9 protein-coding genes are annotated in these 15355 nt (G+C 69.0%); 4 read left to right on the top strand and 5 right to left on the bottom strand.

Annotated elements, in window-relative coordinates; translation table 11 throughout:
* The first annotated feature begins 532 nt into the window (after positions 1-532).
* A complete protein-coding gene (locus tag ABIC63_RS17065; protein WP_354320644.1) occupies positions 533-844 on the top strand; it encodes a HigA family addiction module antitoxin in 312 nt (103 codons plus the stop codon).
* Between the two features lie 5 nt (positions 845-849).
* On the opposite strand, the gene cas3f is transcribed toward ABIC63_RS17065, so the two are convergent.
* Both cas3f and cas1f read right to left on the bottom strand, forming a co-directional pair.
* Positions 850-4386, bottom strand: coding sequence for a type I-F CRISPR-associated helicase Cas3f (cas3f, locus tag ABIC63_RS17060; RefSeq protein ID WP_354320643.1), 3537 nt, complete (start codon positions 4384-4386; stop codon positions 850-852).
* Positions 4383-5390, bottom strand: coding sequence for a type I-F CRISPR-associated endonuclease Cas1f (cas1f, locus tag ABIC63_RS17055; protein ID WP_354320642.1), 1008 nt, complete (start codon positions 5388-5390; stop codon positions 4383-4385). Before cas1f ends, cas3f begins: the two co-directional genes overlap by 4 nt.
* A gap of 151 nt (positions 5391-5541) precedes the next feature.
* On the opposite strand from cas1f, the gene ABIC63_RS17050 reads away from it, so the two are divergent.
* On the top strand, positions 5542-5832 hold the full coding sequence (locus ABIC63_RS17050; RefSeq protein ID WP_043113685.1) for a nucleotidyltransferase family protein: 291 nt from the start codon (positions 5542-5544) through the stop codon (positions 5830-5832).
* Positions 5833-5951: 119 nt separating this feature from the next.
* Here ABIC63_RS17050 and uvrA read toward each other — a convergent pair whose 3' ends face one another.
* Both uvrA and ABIC63_RS17040 read right to left on the bottom strand, forming a co-directional pair.
* Positions 5952-9014, bottom strand: a complete 3063-nt coding sequence (uvrA, locus tag ABIC63_RS17045; RefSeq protein WP_354320641.1) for an excinuclease ABC subunit UvrA — start codon at positions 9012-9014, stop codon at positions 5952-5954.
* A 51-nt stretch (positions 9015-9065) separates the two neighbouring features.
* Positions 9066-10538, bottom strand: coding sequence for a chloride channel protein (locus ABIC63_RS17040; RefSeq protein WP_354320640.1), 1473 nt, complete (start codon positions 10536-10538; stop codon positions 9066-9068).
* 169 nt (positions 10539-10707) lie between these two features.
* On the opposite strand from ABIC63_RS17040, the gene ssb reads away from it, so the two are divergent.
* On the top strand, positions 10708-11289 hold the full coding sequence (ssb, locus tag ABIC63_RS17035) for a single-stranded DNA-binding protein (protein WP_294366399.1): 582 nt from the start codon (positions 10708-10710) through the stop codon (positions 11287-11289).
* A 165-nt stretch (positions 11290-11454) separates the two neighbouring features.
* Here ssb and ABIC63_RS17030 read toward each other — a convergent pair whose 3' ends face one another.
* Positions 11455-12354 (bottom strand): NUDIX hydrolase, encoded by a 900-nt coding sequence (locus ABIC63_RS17030; protein WP_354320639.1) that lies wholly within the window; start codon positions 12352-12354, stop codon positions 11455-11457.
* Positions 12355-12559: 205 nt separating this feature from the next.
* Here ABIC63_RS17030 and glgX point away from each other — a divergent pair, with 205 nt between their 5' ends.
* Entirely contained in the window at positions 12560-14701 is a 2142-nt protein-coding gene (glgX, locus tag ABIC63_RS17025) for a glycogen debranching protein GlgX (RefSeq protein ID WP_354320638.1), read from the top strand.
* Positions 14702-15355 lie beyond the last annotated feature (654 nt).

The following is a 15355-nucleotide window of genomic DNA, read 5'->3' as shown; positions in this document are numbered from 1 at the left end:
GAAGTGCCTTTCCAAGGAGACTGGAAACTAAAATTCCCCGGTCAGCACAGAACCGACCGGGGATGTGAAGAACGGCTAGTTAGCCGTCAAGCTCTCCTAAGGGCGCGGGAGCTAACCACTGTGACCTCCTTCCTTGTTGGTGCCTCGAGAGCACGTTGCTGAACCAACCGTGGTGCAACTGGTACTTGCACCACGGTTTTCTTTGCCTCCGTCTTTTATCCAGTCAACCAACTTGCGAAGCAATAAAAATTCATCTTGTGGCGGATCATAGTTGGCGACTCGCCGACAATCAATGCCCTGCCGTAAGGCAGCTCAGAAAAGTCACCCAACCTGTGTGGCCCCACCCCTCTGCCGAACAGGCAGCTCAGGCACTCTGCGCAACGCCTGCGTCATCCCCACTGCCAGTCGCTCTGTATATGTGAGCGGCTGGCGGTGGCATGGCGTAGTGCGCATTTGCGCGACAACTATCCATTCCCTGTTTCATTGATCCATCGGCAGGACCCCGCGCACCTCGCGCAGAAAGGAAAGCAGGATGTTCAAGAACGGCATGCGCCCCGTGCATCCCGGCGAGATCCTGCGCGAGGACTACCTCAAGCCCATGGAGATGAGCGTCAACGCCTTGGCCAAGCAGTTGCTCGTGCCGGCTTCGCGCATCAACGACATCGTGCTGGAGCGGCGTGGCATCACGGCCGACACAGCGCTGCGGCTGAGCCGCTTCTTCGGTGGGGACGCCCAGTCGTGGCTGAACCTGCAGACGGCCTATGACCTGCGCGTGGCCGAACTGGACGAAGCCGTCCAGACGGCGGTGATGGCCGTCACGCCTCTGCAGTCGAACCCGGCCTGAGTTCCTCATCGCTTAACCGCGAAGCCCAGCGCCTCATGAAACAACCAGCCGTCGCGGGAGCGCGGCAGGCTGGCCGTCGCGTAGCGTTTCGCGCACTGCTGGAGTGACAGTCCTTGCGCCTGCGCCAGGGCAGCCAGCTCTTCCATCAAGTCCACCCGCGGCCATGGCGACACGCTGGCCGATGCCAGCCGCCCCGAAGGCACCGGGTGGCACAGGCTCTCGTGCACCGGCACATAGAGCGTGTCGCCGCGGCGGTCCCCATCCTGGACGCGGTGCAGCCGCAGTGCGTCCTCTTCCTCGTCCGGCAGCAGCACCACGTCGTCCCGGCGCTGGGGGTCGTACCGGAATCGCTGGAACTGCGGCAGCACCCCGGTAAGCCACAACTGGCCAGGATGCGCCCACTGCAGACTGGCTGCCCGCACAGGCGCAGTGGTGTATTTGCTGGCAGCAGAGCGTGGCAGCATGGCGTCGCGCATTCGCTCGTGTTCCAAGTCTGCCCAATGGAAACGCGGGTGATAGTGCGTGGCAGACATCGCAATGCGTGGCTGCGCATCCACCGGCCATGGCACGTCGCCTTGGGCGATGCGCGACATCAACTGGCGAAGGCTGTGACTTTGAAGGTAGAAATTCTGTGCAGCATCGCTTGAGCCAGCTGGCTGAAAGTCCATCTCGAAACCTGGCTTGCAAAACACCGCCCTGCCTTCGCCTGCTTCGTAGCGCCGCAGGTTGCTGTCCAACACCAAGATGTTGACGCCATCCGCCGCGCCTGGCCGATGCCGTCGCACGCGCCCGGCCAGTTGGATCAGCGAGCGCATGGACGAGGGCTCGACTACGGCCCAGTCGTAGTCATGGTCGCGCCCGACTTCTGTCACCGGGCTGCCCAGCACGACGAAGAGGTGATCGGGCTCGGGGTGCGCGTCGATGAGGGCGCGCAACGCCGGACGCTGCAGCGCCGGATCGGCACCACCCTGCCCGCCCCGGCGGTCGAGCAGGGTGTCGAGTTGCTGCTCGATGGCCGAGCGCAGCAGCAAAGGAAACTGCGAGTGGTACACGCACAGGTGGATGCGCACCCCAGGGGCGGGCGCGCCCAGCGCATACATGGCCAACGCCACGTCGTACAGCGGGGCGATGTTGGCCATGCGGATCAGGCCCAGGCTGATGCGCTTGCCACTGGCCGCGTCGAGGCTGTGGTTGCCGGGTTGCTGGTGCAGCTGCCAGGCCTGCGCGAGCACCAGACGGGCGAAGTCCTCGCGGCGCTCGGGTTCGGTCAGGCCGGGCCAGGTATCGGGCAAGGCAGCGATGCGCGCCAGGCGCCGCACCTGTGCCTCCTTCAGCTTGGTCACGCGTCTGGCCGTGTACTGGTTGTGGGCCTGGCGAAAGGCCGCGCCATCGGCGCAGTCCTGCGCAGCCTGATTGAACTCGTCGATCCACAGACAGCACGGGTTGACGGGCTCGGCAGGACGCTCGCTGCGATGGCGCTGGTACACCGCACGCCCGGCGCGGTAGGCCATGAACAGGCCCTCCACCAGCGCCGGTGGCAAGGTGGCGGACGACAGCAACACGCGGCTGCCCAGCAGGCCCGCCCAGTGCACCAGCCGGGTGAGCGCGGGCAGGTCGGCCATGTCGAAGTCGTCGGGCTCGTCCAGCACCAGGTCGCCCGTGAGCAGGCGCAGCATGGGCGCAATCTGCCGCCCGCCGCGCAGGCTTTCGGTGGCCGGGGTGAGGTGGTCGACGGTGCACACCAGCACCGGCGCGGCGATCAGCGCGCGAGCCTTGGCGTCGTCGGTCAGGCGCTGCAGCAGGGGATGCTGATCGTTGCCCTCGTAGAGCACGATGCCGGTTTCGTCCAGCAGCTCCTGGCGCGATGCGGAGCCGGTGGCCTCGGCCTGCTGCTCCCAGTATTCGAAGAGCGCCCGGCTGGCCGCCCCACCGACCTGGATGGCCAGCTGTTCTTCGCTCAGGCCCAGATCCTTCTGGAAGCTGCGCCCCGTTTGCAACGTGAGGGTGCGCAGGCCGATGGCGAAGGCGCAGCGCATGCCGGTGCCCGGGTCGGCCAGCGCGTTCATCACGCGGGCGTTGCCCAGCGTCTTGCCGCTGCCGGTGGACGCCATGTTCACGACAAAGGCGCCTTGCTGCGCCGCCCTGGAGCGCACGCCGAGCGCCAGCTCCGTGGCCTTGTCCTGCCAGGCGAAGCGCGGATCGGCATTGCGCTTTCGCAGCAGCTTGTGGTTCTTGAGCGCCGGCAGGTTGTCGGCCAGGCTGGGCAGGGCGCGGGCGATCAGCGTGGCATGGGCCTGCACGCCCAGCAGGTGTTCGTCCAGCGTTTGATTGAAAACGGGGCCCTTGCGAGCTTCGGGCGCTCCGGTCCGGCCATCGGCTGGCCGCGGTGCACCCAGCGTGTTGGCGTACAGCGGATAGCCCACATTGCGATACGGCCGCCTCCGGGCGTCGTCGCTGATGCTGGAGTAATGGTGGTCGGCCAGCATCAGGCACAGGCGCGAGACGTGCATGGCAAAGGGGTCGTGCAGCACGGGTGCCTTCGACGCCCCAGTCGACAGCGCGGCCAGCTTGCGCGCGTAGCGGGCGGCCTGGGCGCGCCATGCCGTCGTGATCACCGGCAGACCGTGCGGGAAGTGCCAATGGCTCTGGACGGTCGAGGCATCGGCCTGCTCGCGGGGCTCGTTCCAGTCGGCGCTGATGCGCGCCAGCACATCCTCCAAGTCGCCCGCGTTGAGGAAAGCGGGACGCGCGCCAAAGTGTCGCCAGTGGGCGCTGGGCGCTTCGACGTCGTCCTCATCGCCACCTGCGTCGGAAGACTTCACCGGCACGCAAGGTAGCCGGTGGTGCGTGAACACCAGCCAGGCGACGGCCTGGGCCAAGGGCGCGTGGGCAAGGGCAGAGAAGGGCAGGTTCTGCGCGGCGGCGGGCTCGTCCAGACCATCGCGCAAGAGGTGGCCGCCCGGGTGGTCCAGCCACTGCGCTTCGAAAGCACCAGCGTCCGCGCCAGCCTCGGCACAGGCCTCCAGCCGCTGCAGCCAGCCCGCGTCATCGTCGCGCCCCACGAAGGCCTGGAACAACCGCACCGACACCCACTCATGGCGGTAGTGGTTGCGCTCGCGAAGGCCCGGATTGCGCAGCCGCGCCTGAAAGGCCTGCGTGGCCTTGCCCAGATCGTGCATCAGCGCGGCCAGGGCCGACAGGGCAGTCATCAGGGGCAGGTGGTGCCAGGCGTTCTCGTCGCGCAGGCGCAGCACGTTGCGCGCGGTGGTGTTGGTCGGCACCGCGCCCTCCGCGTTGAAGCGGCCACGGTCACCGACGATCCAGAGCAGTTCGCTGTGGTCCAGGCCACGGATCCAGTGGCAGGCCACCGCCGTGTTCTTGCGGGCCGTCTTGCGCAGCAGGCGGCGCAGGGTGTCCAGACCGTCCTGCGTGATGGGCGTCTGCCAGGTGCGGTCCCCGCGGCGCTCGGCAAACTGGTCGAGGATGCGGCGGGTTTCGGTCAGCGCACGCTTGTCGCACTGGGCGATCAGCAGCACGTTCATGCCGCCTCGCCTTCATCGGCAGGGCGGGCCTGCGCGAGTCGGCCCGTCTGCTCGGCCACGGCCTTGACGGTGTCGATCATGAAGTCCAGCGCCTCGCTGCGCGTGAGGCTCTCGATGCAGGCACGGCGAAAGTCCTGCTCCCCATCGCCACGCACCGCTGCAATGAAGGCGAGGGGCAGGATGGTGGCGTCCTTGACCAGGTCGGCCACGTCGAACACCAGCCCGCCGCGGCGCGTCTTGCCATGAAGAACGGCCAGCCCATGCGGCAGACCCAGCACCCAGGTGGCAGTCGCGCCGAGGCCATAGGCGAGGTAGTTGCCGTGGTCGAGAAAGCGGTTGGCCGCATCGGTGCTTTCGCCGCGCTTGGCGCGGATGAACTCACCGTAGCGCGTGGCCTGCGCGGCCAGCTTGAACAGGTGCTTGCTGAGGCGCGCCTCTTCGGTCAGCAGATGCACGTTGTCCGGCGCGGCGTCGATGCCGCGCAGCGCGGCGTTCAGCGCAGCCTCCAGCACGGGGGCCTCGATGGCAAACCCGGCGTCCTTCAACAGCCTGCTCTTGAGCCACTGCGCATGGATTCGTTGGAGCCGTGCGCGCTGGAAAGCCTTGGCGGCGGCAAGCCGCAGCGCGTCGTCGAACCAGAAGCGCACCCAATGCTGCAGGTACTCGGTGGGCCGGTACTCGCTCTGCGGCGTGAGCCACGCGACCTCCACGTCGACCTCGTTGGCGCTGAACAGGGGTGTGCCGCCGCCGCCGCAAAAGCCCACCAGCACCCCGGCCTTCGCCAGCTCGCGCATGGCGGCCTGCGTGACCGACGTGCCCGTGCCGAGCAGCAGCGTCGTGGTGTTGGCGATCGGGATGTTCCAGTAGAGCTGGCGCTTGCCCTCTTCGGTCACGTACTCGACGCGGCCCCCGTTCACCAGGACCCGGCAATGCTCCAGGTAATACAGGTTGGCCCGCTTGGAGTGCAGGATCGCCTTGAGGTCGGAGGGGCTGAAGTCATCCATGAGGGGCAGCGCAGGTGGGGGTGGCGGCCATTCTGGGCCGGCCGATGCGGCTGAGCTACCTCCATTTGTCAATTGAATGCTCTGTTGAGAAGGGCGCGCACCTGAGACGTGGCCACAATAAGCGGCCAGGTCAGGAGTCCCCCCACCCGCCATGAAACCCTCGACGCTGTTTCAACAAAAGCGATCAGCCATCCGCGCCGTGACGGGCAGGCACCGCGTCGCAAATCCTCGCGTGTTCGGCTCCGTGCTGCATGGCGACGATCAAGAGGGCAGCGATCTCGACCTGCTTGTCGATCCGCTTCCGGACACCACCATGTTCGACATCGGCGGGCTGAGAGGCGATCTGGAAGAACTGCTCGGGATCAAGGTCGACGTGCTCACGCCGGATGCCCTCCCGGACAAATTCCGCGCCGCCGTGCTGGCTGAGGCGGAGCCGGTATGACGCAAGCCCCACGGGTCAGAGACGTCCGGTCGCGCACGGCTGAGAGGTCCTGAGCACGTAGACCCGTTTGCAGGGGATCGCCAGCCTGCGAGCACTTGCTCGAGGCCGACTACCCCGCCCTACAACAACCGCTTCAAATACCGCCCCGTGTGGCTCGCCTCGCAGGCCGCCACATCTTCCGGCGTGCCGGCCACCACCACCTGCCCGCCGCCGGCCCCGCCTTCGGGGCCCATGTCGATGACCCAGTCGGCGGTCTTGATGACGTCGAGGTTGTGCTCGATGACGACGATGGTGTTGCCCGCGTCGCGCAGCTGGTGCAGCACCTTCAGCAGCAGCTCGATGTCGGCGAAGTGCAGGCCGGTGGTGGGCTCGTCCAGGATGTAGAGCGTGCGGCCGGTGTCGCGCTTGGACAGCTCCAGCGCCAGCTTGACGCGCTGGGCCTCGCCGCCCGAGAGCGTGGTCGCGCTCTGACCCAGCTTGATGTAGCTCAGGCCCACGTCCAGCAGCGTGCGCAGCTTGCGCTCGATGGTGGGCACGGCCTGGAGGAACGCGTGCGCGTCCTCCACCGTCATCTCGAGGATCTGCGCGATGTTGCGGCCCTTGTACTGCACCTCCAGCGTCTCGCGGTTGTAGCGCTGGCCGTGGCAGACCTCGCAGGGCACGTACACGTCGGGCAGGAAGTGCATTTCCACCTTCACGACGCCGTCGCCCTGGCAGGCCTCGCAGCGGCCACCCGCCACGTTGAAGCTGAAGCGCCCCGGGCCGTAGCCGCGCTCCTTGGCGGTGTTGGTCTCGGCCATCAGCTCGCGGATGGGCGTGAACAGGCCCGTGTAGGTGGCCGGGTTGCTGCGCGGCGTGCGGCCGATGGGCGACTGGTCGACGTTGATGACCTTGTCGAAGTACTCGATGCCCTCGATGGCCTCGTGCGGCGCCGGCTCGTCGTGCGAGCGGTACAGCGTGCGCGCCACGGCCGCATAGAGCGTGTCATTGACCAGCGTGGACTTGCCCGAGCCCGACACGCCCGTCACGCAGGTGAGCAGGCCCACGGGGAAGGCGGCGCTCACGGTCTTGAGGCTGTTGCCGGTGGCGCCCAGCACGCGGATCTCCTGCAACGCGCCCTGCGTGAGCAGGTGCTGGGCTTCGCGCTCGGCACGGCGCTCGGCGGCGGGACTGAGCGGAAAGCGCGAGGGCTTCTTCTTCGTCTCGGCCGGCGTGGGCGCGGCGGCCACCACCGGCAGGCGCGGCGTTCGGCGGGCCGGCACCTCGATGCGACGCGTGCCGCTCAGGTACTGGCCGGTGAGCGACTGGGGGTTGTCCGCCACCTGCAGGTGCGTGCCCTGGGCCATGACCTCGCCGCCATGGATGCCGGCGCCGGGGCCCATGTCGATCACGTGGTCGGCGGCGCGGATCATGTCCTCGTCGTGCTCGACCACGATCACGCTGTTGCCGATGTCGCGCAGGTGCTGCAGCGTGCCGATCAGCCGGTCGTTGTCGCGCTGGTGCAGGCCGATGCTGGGCTCGTCCAGCACGTACATCACGCCCGTGAGGCCCGAGCCGATCTGGCTGGCCAGGCGGATGCGCTGGGCCTCGCCGCCCGACAGCGTCTCGGCGCTGCGGTCCAGGCTCAGGTAGTTGAGGCCCACGTCGTTGAGGAACTTGAGCCGCAGGCCGATTTCGCGCACCACCTTGTCGGCGATGTCGGCCTTGCTGCCCTGCAGTTTGAGCTGCTCGAAGTAGGCGAGGCTGTCGCGCAGCGTGAGGTGGCTCAGCGCATGAATGGAGCGCTCGGTGGGCGGCTCGGCCGACTGGTCCACCAGGAAGACGTTGCGCGCCTCCACCCGCAGGCGCGAGCCGCCGCAGTCGGGGCAGGGCTGCAGGCTGCGAAAGCGCGCCAGGTCGTCGCGCACCATGGCCGAGTCGGTCTCGCGGTAGCGCCGGGCCATGTTCGGGATGATCCCCTCGAAGGGATGCTTCTTCGTGACCTTCTTGCCCGCGAAGTTGCCCGACTCCATGGTGTAGCTGAACTTGATCTCCTCGCCGGCCGAGCCGTGGAGCAGCACCTGCTGGACCGAGGCCGGCAGCGACTCGAAGGCCGTGTCCAGGTCGAACTTGTAGTGCTTGGCCACGCTCTCCAGCATGCTGAAGTAGTAGCCGTTGCGGCGGTCCCAGCCCTTGATGGCGCCGCTGGCCAGGCTCAGCGACGGGAAGGCCACCACCCGCGCCGGATCGAAGAACTCGCGGTGGCCCAGGCCATCGCAGCTCGGGCAGGCGCCCACCGGCGAGTTGAAGGAGAAGAGGCGCGGCTCCAGCTCGGTGATCGAGTAGTGGCACAGCGGGCAGGCGAACTTGGCGTTGAAGAGGTGTTCCTTCTCTTCCTTGCCCTCGCCGCCCAGCTCGAGCGCGATGGCGCGGCCCTCGGCCAGGCGCAGCGCGGCCTCGAAGCTTTCGGCCAGGCGCTGCTGCATGTCGGGCCGCGCGCGCAGGCGGTCGATCACCACGTCGATGTCGTGCTTCTCGGTCTTCTTGAGGGCGGGCAGCTCGCTGTATTCGTAGACCTGGCCATCGACGCGGAAGCGCACATAGCCCTGGGCCTGCATCTCGGCGAAGAGTTCGAGGAACTCGCCCTTCTTCTCGCGCGCGACCGGCGCCAGGATCATCAATCGCGGTTCGTCAGGAATGGCCAGCACCGCATCCACCATCTGCGACACGGTCTGCGCCTGCAGCGGCAGGTGATGGTCGGGGCAGTAGGGCGTGCCGGCGCGGGCGAACAAGAGGCGCAGGTAGTCGTGGATCTCCGTCACCGTGCCCACGGTGGAGCGCGGGTTGTGGCTGGTGGCCTTCTGCTCGATGCTGATGGCGGGCGACAGGCCCTCGATCAGGTCGACGTCGGGCTTGTCCATCAGCTGCAAAAACTGCCGGGCATAGGCCGAGAGGCTCTCGACGTAGCGGCGCTGGCCCTCGGCATACAGCGTGTCGAAGGCCAGGCTGGACTTGCCCGAGCCCGACAGCCCGGTGATCACCACCAGCTGGTTGCGCGGGATATCGAGGTCGACGTTCTTGAGGTTGTGGGTGCGCGCACCGCGGATGCTGATGCGCTGCTGGGCCAGCAGGCGGCCCAGGTAGGCGCTGTCGGCCGCGGCCGGGGCGGAGTCGTCGAAGGCGTCGTCGTGGGGGGCGGTCACAGGCGGGCGGTTCGTGCAGGGCAACCGGGCATGATAGACCGCGCGGGGTTGTCAGCGCTCCGGCGCGGATTGCGGCCCGGCTGGCGGCGGGGGCTCCGGCGTGGGCTCCGACGCAGACGCAGACGCCGGTGCGGCGCCAGCGGCCGGCGGCTCGGCGTCGGCTTCGGTTGGGGGCTCGGTGGCGACCGGCTCCACCGGGGGCGGCACCGGCTGGGGTCGCACCACCGCCGCCACCATGTGCTCGGCCAGGGCCTCGTACAGCGGCCGGCTGATCATGCGCGAGACCAGGCTGGCCAGCATGGCGCTGGCCATCAGGCTCAGCACCATGGCGTGGCCGTCCACCATCTCCATCACGATGATGAAGGCCGTCAGCGGCGCCTGCGTCACCGCGGCCAGGAAACCGGCCATGCCCATGGCGATGAGGGCCGGCCCCAGGCCATGGCTCGTGACCGAGGCCACCGCGTCGCCGATGCCGGCGCCGATGGACAGCGAGGGCGCGAAGATGCCGCCGGGCACGCCGCTCCAGGCCGTGATCCAGGTGGCGATGAACTTGAGCAGGGTGTAGACCGGCGTCAGCTGGTCGTGGCCTTCCAGCATCAGCTTGACCGCCTCGGAGCCGGCGCCAAAGGTGGCACCGCCCGAGGCGAGGCCCATCGCCGCCACCAGCAGACCGCAAGACGCCGCGAAACGCACCGGCGCCCGCGCGCGCAGCCGGGTGAGGCGCTGCGGCGCATTGGTGAGCGAGGCGATCATCAGCCGCGAGAACACGCCGCCCGCCACGCCGCAGGCCAGGGCCACGCCCAGCCCGGGACCGGCGATGTCCCAGCCCAGCCGCGGCACCTGGATCCGGCCGAAGTAGCTGAGGTTGCCAAAGGCCGACACGGCCACCAGGCCGGCCAGCACGATGGCGGCGATCACCACGCCGCTCGCACGCGCCTCCAGCCGGCCGGCCAGTTCCTCGATGGCGAAGACCACGCCCGCCAGTGGCGCATTGAACGCCGCGGCGATGCCGGCCGCTCCGCCCGCCACCAGCAGCGCCCGCGCGTCGATGGTGGTGCGCGGCGACAACCAGCGCCGTGCGTGCTGCATGACGCCGGCCGCCACCTGCACCGATGGCCCCTCTCGCCCCACCGACAGCCCGGCCGCAAAGCTGGCCGTCCCCAGGACGATCTTGCCCAGCGTGAGCCGCAGCGAGACGAAGCGGCTGCGCTCGGACGGCGGCAGCTCGTCGTCGAGCGCGGCCTTGACCTGCGGAATGCCCGACCCAGAAGCCGACGGGAACCAGCGCCGGGTGGCGGCCACGATGCCGGCCGTGGCCAGCGGCGTCCAGATCAGCACCGCCCAGGGCTGCGCGTGGTAGAGGCGCTCGAACAGGCCGAAGGCCCATTCGGCCGCCAGCGTGAAACCCACCACGAAGAGGCCGGCCAGCACCGCGTAGCCCAGCACGATGGCGCGGTCGAACCACATGCGGAAGCTGGAGAACTCGGTGCGCAGGTTCTGGAGGAAGTCGGGTTCGCCATTCATGGAGCGGCCCATTCTCTCTGCTCGGTCGCGGCCGGCCGCCTGAGCGCAGAAGTTCACGGCCGCCGGGGCCTGCGCCGGCGTCCGGGCGAGGCACATCGGGCACAATGGCCGGCTCGTTTTTTTCCGCAACCTTCCTCTTTTTCCACTCATCAGGGGCAGCGAACACACCATGGCAAGCGTCAACAAAGTCATCCTCGTCGGCAACCTCGGCCGCGATCCCGAAACCCGCACCTTCCCCAGTGGCGACCAGGTCTGCAACGTGACGCTGGCCACCACCGACCGCTGGAAGGACAAGCAGTCCGGCGAGATGCGCGAAGCCACCGAGTGGCACCGCCTGGTGTTCAACGGCCGCCTGGCCGAGATCGCCGCGCAGTACCTGCGCAAGGGCTCGCAGATCTACGTCGAAGGTGCCATCCGCACCCGCAAGTACACCGACAAGGACGGCGTCGAGAAGTACGCCACCGACATCCGCGTCGACCAGATGCAGATGCTGGGCAGCCGCCAGGGCATGGGCGGCCCCGGTGGCGGCCCCGGTGGCGGCGGCGGTGGCGACGACGAGTACGGCATGGGCGGTGGTGGCGGCGGCGGTGGTGGTGGCTACGGCGGCGGCAATGGGGGTGGCGGCGGTGGCGGCTATGCCCCGCGCGCGGCCGCAGCACCCCGCGCACCCGCCCCGCGTCCGGCCCCGGCGCCCGCGCCCTCGCGCGCGCCCACGGGCTTCGACGACATGGACGACGACATCCCCTTCTGATCGCGCGGGGACGGCGCCGGCCGGCACAGGCTGGCGCATCGAAGCCCACGCATGACAAGGCCCGCGGCTCCTTCATCGGAGGCGCGGGCCTTGTCGCATTTCGGGGCACCCGGAGAGCCGGATGCCGAGCCGCCATCGCGGCGTCGGGGCGTGCTGCTCAGGCTCTCAGGCCCAGAAGCCGTCGATGCCGCCCTCAGGCTCGAAGCGCCCCGGCCCCTTGACGAACAGCCGCAGCGGCCCGGGCATGGCGCGCTCGGGCACGTCGTGCGCCGGGTCCCCGGGATAGGCCATGGCCTTCCCGCCGCCGGGCATGTCCATCACATGCGGCCGCACGCAGTAGGGGCCGCGCTCGCGGGTGGCTTCCATGAGGTACGCCAGGTCGCCCTGAGCACTCGCATGCGCCAGGTGCACCAGACTCATGATCTGCGGCGGCGCCAGCGCCATGCGGCCGTCCCAGTACTGCTGCAGGGCCTCGCGCGGCGACAGCCAGGCGCTGGCGACGGCCTCGTGGTCGTCGTGCTCGGCGATCTGGCCCAGCGGCAGCGCGGCGATGAAGAAGCGGGTGTCGAAGCGCCGGCCCTGGAAGGACACCGAGCGCTCCGGCGTGATCCAGCGCGAGAAGGGATGCAGCGACAAGAGCTGCGGCTGCAGGCCGGCCTCGGCCATCGCGGCGTCCAGCCGCAGGCCGTCGTCGCACAGCGCATGCACCCGCGCCACCCAGGCCGCCGGCGTGGCGCCGCTGGCGCCATGCGCGAAGAGCACGCCGCATTCCTCGAACACCTCGCGCAGGGCCGCCATGTGCAGCGCCAGCGCGACCGAGGCAGGCAGTTCCGGCTCGGCCAGGCGGAAGGGCAGGGCCTGCGGGTCGGCGTCGGGGGCGACCTCGGGATGGGCATCGGCCAGGTCGACCTTGCCGCCCGGAAACACCCAGGCGCCGCCGAGCACCGAGGAGCGGTCGTGCCGCCGCACCATGAACACTTCCAACCCGCCCGGCCCATCACGCAGCAGCAGCACGCTGGCGGCGGCTTCGATGGGCAGGACAGGCGGCGTGGAGGGCGGCGGCATCGGAGGGTTCCTGAACCCGCCCCGTCGGCGGAGCGGCAGCAGCCATTGTGCCGGCCGGGGCTGCCTGTGGCGTCCTACAGGCGACATGCTGCACCGCAGCTAGGCTGACGGCCTCGCCTCGAAGCGCACCGGCTGGCGGTCGCCAGTCCTCCCCTGTGGGGGCACAACGCTCGGGCCATGTCGCATGCTTGAAGGAGCCCCCACCATGTCTCTCGAAGTCCGGGAAGGCCTGCCACATCCCCTGGGCGCCACGTTCACCGGCGACGGCGTCAACTTCGCTGTCTTTTCCGCCCACGCCACGCGCGTGGAGGTCTGCATCTACGACGAGGCCGGCCAGAACGAGACCGGCCGCGTCACCCTCCCCGAATACACCGACGAAGTCTGGCATGGCTTCGTGCCCGGCCTGCTGCCCGGCGCCCGCTACGGCCTGCGCGTGCACGGCCCCTACGAGCCCGAGAACGGGCACCGCTTCAACCCCAACAAGCTGCTGCTCGACCCCTATGCCAAGGCGCACATGGGCGAGCTCAAGTGGGCGCCCGAGATCTTCGGCTACACCGTGGGCCACGAGGACGGCGACCTGAGCTTCGACGAGCGCGACAGCGCGCCCTTCGTGCCCAAGTGCGTGGTGGTGGATTCGCGCTTCGAATGGAAGCAGCCGCGTGCGCCGCGCGTGCCATGGGAGCGCACCATCGTCTACGAGACCCATGTGCGCGGCCACACCATGCGCCACCCCGCGGTGCCGGAGCACCTGCGCGGCACCTTCGCCGGCCTGGCCAACGACGAGGTGATGCGCCACATGCGCGAGCTGGGCGTGACCAGCGTGGAGCTGCTGCCGGTGCAGCGCTTCATCACCCAGTCCTTTCTGGAAGAGAAGGACCTGCGCAACTACTGGGGCTACGACACCATCGGCTTCTTCGCGCTGGAGCCGCGCTACCTGAGCGAGCCCTCCATCGACGAGTTCAAGGGCATGGTCGACCTGCTGCACGGCCAGGGCCTGGAAGTGATCATGGACGTGGTCTACAACCACACGCCCGAGGGCAACGAGCTGGGCCCGACGCTGAGCTTCAAGGGCATCGACAACGCCAGCTACTACCGCCTGATGCCGGGTGGCGACGGTGGCCCGGGCGCTCGCTACTACATCAACGACACCGGCACTGGCAACACGCTCAACCTGAGCCATCCGCGCGTGCTGCAGATGGTGACGGACAGCCTGCGCTACTGGGTGACGGAGATGCATGTCGACGGCTTCCGCTTCGACCTGGCGACGATCCTGGCGCGCGAGCCCTACGGCTTCGACGAGGGCCATGGCTTTCTCGACAGTTGCCGGCAGGACCCGGTGCTCAGCAGCGTGAAGCTGATCGCCGAGCCCTGGGACTGCGGTCCGGGCGGCTACCAGGTGGGTGGCTTCCCGCCGGGCTGGGCCGAGTGGAACGACCGCTTCCGCGATACGGTGCGTGCCTTCTGGAAGGGCGACGAGGGCATGGTGGCCGACCTGGCCGGCTGCATTACGGCCAGCGCCGACCGCTTCAACCGGCGTGGGCGCCGGCCGTGGGCGAGCGTCAACTTCCTGACGGCGCACGACGGCTTCACGCTGGCCGACCTGGTCAGCTACAACGACAAGCACAACGACGCCAACGGCGAGGGCAACCGCGACGGCCATTCGGACAACCGCAGCTGGAACTGCGGTGCCGAGGGCCCCACCGACGACGAGGCCGTGCTGACGCTTCGGGCCCGGCAGCAGCGCAACATGCTGGCCACGCTGCTGCTGTCGCAGGGCACGCCGATGGTGCTGGCCGGCGACGAGTTCGGCCGCACGCAGCAGGGCAACAACAACGCCTACTGCCAGGACAACGAAATCTCCTGGTTCGACTGGGAGGGCATCGACGACCGGGGCCGCTCGCTGATCGCCTTCTTCAAGCGGCTCACGCACCTGCGCCAGACGCTGCCGGTGCTGCGGCGCAACCGCTTCCTGACCGGTGCCTTCGACGAGGAGCTGCAGGTCAAGGACGTGACCTGGCTGTCGTGCGACGGCTCCGAGATGGACTCCAGCCACTGGGACGATTCGCGCACACGCTGCTTCGGCATGCTGCTGGAAGGCCACGCCCGCGCCACCGCCATCGCGCGCCGCAGCCTGGACCGCAGTGTGCTGCTGGTCTTCAACGCCTGGGAAGATGCGCTGGACTTCAAGCTGCCCGAACATGGCGAAGGCACGCAGTGGACGCTGGCCATCGACACGGCGCATGACGTCGATGCGCAGGCGCCCGTGGACCAGGTCGGGGCCGCGTTCGAGGCAGGGCAGACGTATACGGTGACGGCGCGGTCGATGATCGTGATGGTGGCGGGCTGAGGCGTTCGGGCGTCTGGGTTCCTGGGCTTCGGTGCCTGTGTACCTGGGTCCTGGGGTGGTCGCGCTTTCGGGACACTGAGGCGCATTGCCCGTCGGGGCGCGCGCCGGCGCCGGGCCCAGGGCGCGCGGGCTCATACGGGGTCGGTCGGCCCTGTGGGCCGACTCCGCTGCGGTGCTCGGACGAACGGGCCGCGGCAGAACTCGCTACGCGCTTCGCGCTGCGCTCAAACAACTGCCGCGAGTCAGTTCACGAAGCAGGCCTGTCCTTCGGCAGGCCTGCAGCCCGTCCATCCTGCGCTCCTCGCCGACCCCGAAATCGCCCTCGCGCCCTGGGCCCGGCGCCGGCGCGTGGAGGCGGGCGTTGGGCATCCAAGAGGCCGGAGTTGCGCGGAAATCAACCACGGTGGCGCACCGGCCCCCATCCCTGCCTTCCCCAGCGGGGGACGGAGTCCGGCCAGGGCGGCAAGATAAGCAGTGAGCAGTGAGCAGTGAGCAGTGAGCAGTAAGCGGTGAGCGGTGAGGGGCGCAGGACGTGATGCCAGCCGATCAACCGCAACGCAGGCCCTGGTGCCGGTGAGGGCGTGGCGGCGCGCCTGTGGGGTGCCGAGGAGCGCAGGGCGGACGGGCTGCGGGCCTGCCGAAGGACAGGCCCGC

This window comes from Pseudacidovorax sp. 1753 (assembly GCF_040544975.1).
In the GTDB taxonomy this organism is placed as follows: domain Bacteria; phylum Pseudomonadota; class Gammaproteobacteria; order Burkholderiales; family Burkholderiaceae_C; genus Xenophilus.
This window is presented reverse-complemented; position numbering and strand designations above follow the sequence as displayed.

What these genes read in the sequence shown, in the direction of transcription:
- ABIC63_RS17040 (WP_354320640.1), bottom strand. Translation starts at nt 10,538, where the DNA reads ATGAATGGCGAACCCGACTTCCTCCAGAACCTGCGCACCGAGTTCTCC.
- cas1f (WP_354320642.1), bottom strand. Translation starts at nt 5,390, where the DNA reads ATGGATGACTTCAGCCCCTCCGACCTCAAGGCGATCCTGCACTCCAAG.
- ABIC63_RS17050 (WP_043113685.1), top strand. Translation starts at nt 5,542, where the DNA reads ATGAAACCCTCGACGCTGTTTCAACAAAAGCGATCAGCCATCCGCGCC.
- ABIC63_RS17030 (WP_354320639.1), bottom strand. Translation starts at nt 12,354, where the DNA reads ATGCCGCCGCCCTCCACGCCGCCTGTCCTGCCCATCGAAGCCGCCGCC.
- ABIC63_RS17065 (WP_354320644.1), top strand. Translation starts at nt 533, where the DNA reads ATGTTCAAGAACGGCATGCGCCCCGTGCATCCCGGCGAGATCCTGCGC.
- cas3f (WP_354320643.1), bottom strand. Translation starts at nt 4,386, where the DNA reads ATGAACGTGCTGCTGATCGCCCAGTGCGACAAGCGTGCGCTGACCGAA.
- glgX (WP_354320638.1), top strand. Translation starts at nt 12,560, where the DNA reads ATGTCTCTCGAAGTCCGGGAAGGCCTGCCACATCCCCTGGGCGCCACG.
- ssb (WP_294366399.1), top strand. Translation starts at nt 10,708, where the DNA reads ATGGCAAGCGTCAACAAAGTCATCCTCGTCGGCAACCTCGGCCGCGAT.